This is a genomic window from Pseudomonas edaphica, from assembly GCF_005863185.1.
GTDB lineage: Bacteria > Pseudomonadota > Gammaproteobacteria > Pseudomonadales > Pseudomonadaceae > Aquipseudomonas > Aquipseudomonas edaphica.
Genome location: NZ_VBVZ01000499.1, coordinates 1 through 4,666 on the forward strand (window position 1 = coordinate 1; position 4,666 = coordinate 4,666).

Annotated in this window: 2 protein-coding genes and 1 rRNA gene; all 3 read right to left on the bottom strand. The window is 61.6% G+C overall.

All coding sequences use genetic code 11. The features are described 5' to 3' along the window. Positions 1–945, bottom strand: a 945-nt coding sequence (locus FEM54_RS25150; protein ID WP_171045896.1) for a UvrD-helicase domain-containing protein, incomplete at its 3' end; no start/stop codon positions are given. Beyond that, the gene (gene recC / locus FEM54_RS25155) at positions 942–4,394 is read right to left on the bottom strand and encodes an exodeoxyribonuclease V subunit gamma (RefSeq protein ID WP_138453503.1); all 3,453 of its coding nucleotides are present in this window, start codon (positions 4,392–4,394) and stop codon (positions 942–944) included. The genes FEM54_RS25150 and recC, both read right to left, overlap by 4 nt. Before the next feature lie 162 nt (positions 4,395–4,556). Beyond that, positions 4,557–4,666, bottom strand: a 5S ribosomal RNA gene (rrf, locus tag FEM54_RS25160); the annotation flags it as partial.

The window sequence follows — 4,666 nt, forward strand, 5'->3', positions numbered from 1 at the left end:
GGCGTCTATGCCAGGGTGACGCGGCGGCTCGCCCTTCCAGGCTTCGGCCATGCCATCGGGCGTGAGGCGGGTGAAGCCGGTGCCGATGTCGAGTTGTTCGAGGGTTTCGTCAGCGGCCCAGGCGCTGATCTTTTCGAACCAGGGTTCGAAGTAACGCGCCTGCATCTTGCGGCCGTCGACGGCTTTGGCGGCGACGGCTTGCAGGCAGATATCGCGCAGCTCGATGGCCCATTGTTGCCAGGGCGCCTTGAGCGCGACCAGCGCTTGGCGGCGCTCTTGCAAGCAAGCGTTGATCAATTCGGCCGGCTCACGGGTTTCATCGGTGGGCCGTTCGCTGCCGAACAGCGCGCGCACGCGAGGCATCAGCGCGGCGGGGCCGCTCCAGTTTTTGCGCACCCAGTTGAGCGCATCGTCGTGCATTGGGTAGCAGAACAGCCGCCAGTAATCGCGCAGCACTTCGCCGAGCAGGTCGCTGTGGTCGGTTTCCAGGGTTTGAGTGAACAAGCTGCCGCTGTCGAACGCGTGTTCGCGCAGCATGCGCTGGCACCAACTGTGGATGGTCGAGACGGCAGCTTCGTCCATCCATTGGGCGGCGATGTCCAGGCGGTTGGCACAGGCTGGCCATTGCTCGGGCAGGTATTGGTCACGCAGGTCGGCGATCAGGGCGTCCGGTTGCTCAATTTCGTCGCGGAAGAACCGCGCGGCTTCGGCGAGGCGGATGCGGATGCGTTCGCGCAGCTCTTTGGTGGCGGCGTCGGTGAAGGTCACCACCAGGATTTGCGGTGGCAGCAGTTCACGACCAAAGCCGGATTCTTCACCACCGTGGCCAAGCACCAGGCGCAGGTACAGGGCGGAAATGGTGAAGGTCTTGCCAGTGCCGGCGCTGGCTTCAATCAGCTGGCTGCCTTTGAGTGGGAAGGCCAGGGCCAAAGGTTTACTGATCATGCGCTGGCCTCCTCGCTGCTGAGTGACCGCCATGGGGCGTTGATCAAGGGCCGATACAGGGTCTCGGCCCAACCTTCGAATTCTTCGCTGGCGATGAGCGTGGTGTAATCCGGGAATTGGCGGGTGAGCGCCGGGGTTTCGCGGCGTTCGCCGTCGGTGGTCAGGCCGTCACCTTCGTAGGCTTTGCTGGCTGCCGCCTGGGCCTTGTCGGGGTCGGTTTGGCCGAGCCAGGCGAAGGCGGTTTTCACGGCGACGGGCAGTGGTTTGCGCATGCCGGTGTGCCAGGCCAGTAAAAGGTTGCCGAGTATTTCCTGGGCGACGGTTTTTTCCAGCGGGGCCAGCAGCAGGGTGTCGTCACTGGCGACCAGCCCGGTACTGAGTGGCAAGCCGCAGGCGCAGGCCACCACATGATTGACCCACGGGCGGATCAGTCGATGCCACTTGCGGGTCTTGATCGAGCCAATGCTGTTGGGGATGGTGGTGACGCTTAACAATCCGCCATCACTGCGCCGATGCAGACCACTGATCCAGCCTTCGAGTTCGATGCCTTGATGCTCAAAACTGATCGGTTCGGCAGCGGTTTGTGGCGTAGGCCAGAGCGCCAGTAAGTGTTGATAACGCTGCAGTAGATCGGGCAATGGCTCGACCAATTCATTACGCAGGCATTCGCCGAAACCGACCATGGGCAGCAGGCCACTGCCTTGCAGGCGCAGGGCTTGGGCATTCAGGGCCTGGTCTATGTGATCGGGCTGGGCCAAGGCTGCATTGAGCAGGCTGTCGCTGAGGCTGTAGCGTTGCAAGGCATCGAGAACGAAAGGTTCTTCATCGGCCAGCGGGACTTCAGCGGCCTCGAAGAACACTTTCAGACGCTGGCTGAAGAAGTGTTTGACGGGGTTGCGCACAAAGTCTTGCAACTGACCGAGGCTCAGAGGTTCTTCCTGGTGGTGCTCTGCCAAGTGTTCTTCTGTGGCGGTGGCCACGGGTGCTTGATGGAGCAATTGCCATTCGCGGGCGTAGCTGAACAGCGCATCACCTTCGTGGAAATAGCGGGCGCTGAAGGGTTGGAGTGGGTGCTCCTGGGTCATGGCTTCCAGCAACGGTTCTTGTGTGTCTGCGTTATGCCAGCCGCTGGCGAGGTGGTCACGCAGCTGGCCGATCAATACCGAGGCCGGGCGGTCGCTGTTGTCGCGGATGCTGCGGCCTACCCAGCTGATATAGAGCTGATCGCGGGCGGACAGCAGCGCTTCGAGCAGCAGGTAACGATCGTCTTCGCGGCGTGAACGGTCGCCGGGGCGGTAGTCGCTGCCCATCAGGTCGAAGTCCAACGGCGGCTGGGCTCGCGGGTAGTCGCCGTCGTTCATGCCGAGCAGGCAGACCAGTTTGAACGGGATGGCGCGCATGGGCATCAGGGTGCAAAAATTGACAGCCCCAGCAAGGAAGCGCTGGGACAGGCGGCCTTGGTCCAGGCCGGCGAGCCAGGCTTCGCGGACGACGGTAAGGGGTAACTCGTCCTGCAGGCCGACGGACTCGCAGGTTTCCAGCCAGTCTTCTCGCAGCTGTTCGAGTTGGCCGAGTAGATAGTCGTCGTGCTCGCTGCTGGGCAGGAAGAACAGCTGCATCAGGCGTTGCAGGCGCTCGCCCCATTCTGGGGGGCTTGCCGGTTGTGACAAGGCTTGATGGGCGTGGTTTAGCGCATCGAGCAAGGCGACCAGTGGGCCGATCAACGCGGCGTCCAGCCCGCCGATTTCATCGTAGGGCTCAATACCGTCACAGGCGATTCCAGTGCCCACGGCATAGCCCAGCAACATACGGCGCAGGCCGAATCGCCAGCTGTTTTGCTCAAGCTCCTGGGGGAGGCCGAGGCCGGCGCGCTGTTCGGCGTTGAGGCCCCAGCGAATGCCGGCGCCTTCGATCCAGCGGTGCAGCGTGGGCAGATCACGTTCCTTGATGGCAAAACGTTCGCGCAAGGCGGGGACGTCGAGCAGGTCGAGGATTTCGCTGACGGGGAAGCGGCTATCTGGAAGTTTTAGCAGGTGTTCGACGGCGATCAGCAGCGGATCGCGGCCGCGTTGGCCTTGGTCGGTGAGGGTGAACGGGATGAAGCGTGGGTCGTTTCGCTCAAGCTGGCCGAAGACGGCGCGGATGTGCGGCGCGTAGCTGTCGACGTCGGGGACCATGACGATGATGTCACGCGGGCGCAGTGTGGGGGCGGCGCTGAAGCGTTGGAGCAATTGGTCATGGAGGATTTCCACTTCGCGTTGGGCGCTGTGGGCGACGTGGAAGCGGATGGAGCTGTCGTGATTTAGATCGACACCCGGCCACAGTTCGCGGGTTTCATTGAGTGGGCGCAGTTCGAGGATGTCGTCCTGCAATTGGTTGAGCAACGTGGTGGGTTCGTTGTCGCTGAACAGGTCGATGCGGCCATCACGGAAGGCGGCGCGGTAGCTGTTGGGGTCGTCGTAGCTGTCCAGCAGGCTAATGTAGTCGCGGCCCTGTTTGCCCCAAGCGGCCAGCAACGGGTGCGCATGCTGGTGCAGGGTTTGCGGGTCGATGGTGACTGGCATGCCGGCTTTGCGCGCCTGGCGTTTGTACTCGTTACGCAGCAGGTCTTTGTCGGCGACGATGTCGGACCAGTGGTGGCGACAAGGGTTGTGTACGCACAGCAGGACTTGGCTGAAGCGTGCCAGGCCGGCGAGTGCTTCCAGCGCTTGGGCGGGCAAGGATGAAATGCCGAAAACGATGACTCGGGACGGCAGCCCCTGAGGGGCTTTTTCGAGGGTGTTGATCCGCTCGATAAAACGCTGGTGAACACCGGCACGGCTTTCGGCCATGCCCTCTTCGCCAACGTCCAATAGCAGTGCGCGCCATAGTTCGGCCTGCCAGCAATTTGCCGGGTTCAGGGGCTTTGCTTCGCCTCGGCCATTGCGCAGTTGATGGCGACCGGCGGCCCAATCTTCCAGCCAGTCGGCGCGGTAGACCTGGTATTGGTCGAACAAGTCGGCCAGGCGTTCGGCCAGTTGATAGCGTTTGCGCAGGTCGGTGTCGTCGGTGAGAAAGCGCTGCAGGGGCTCAAAGTGCGGTTGGTCGATGAGCTCCGGGAGCAAGCGCATCAGGCGCCAGGTCAGCGGGGCCTTATCGAGCAGGGATTTGGGCGGGATTTCGTCTTTGCCCAAAACCATGCGATAGAGCTGCCACATGAAGCTACCGGGGAGTTGCACATCGATAGCCGCGGCGATGCCACAGCCGCCCATATCATCTTCTTCCGGATCTTCTGCCAAGGCCAACTTGAGCCATTGGGCAATGCCGTTGCTCTGGACCAAGGCAATTTCGTTTTCCAGAGGAGCCAGGGGATAACGGCGCATCCAGCTGACTACCAGACTGCGCAGTTCGTCCAGGCGGTTGCCGTGAACCACCATGAATCCAGCGCTGAGGGACGTCGCATCCGGCATAACGGCTTCCTTGGGAAAAGCAAAATCGAGGCATGGACTTTAGCATTGAAGGCGGTGGCAGGCTGCAACAGGGAAACGCTTGATACATTGCATGCCCACACTTTTCGACCGCCCAAAACAAAACCCCTGATTGCGTTAGCAATCAGGGGTTTCGGAATTTAATCTTGACGATGACCTACTCTCACATGGGGAAACCCCACACTACCATCGGCGATGCATCGTTTCACTACTGAGTTCGGGATGGGATCAGGTGGTTCCAATGCTCTATGGTC

Coding starts and splice junctions, on each gene's coding strand:
- recC (WP_138453503.1), bottom strand. CDS start 4,394: ATGCCGGATGCGACGTCCCTCAGCGCTGGATTCATGGTGGTTCACGGC.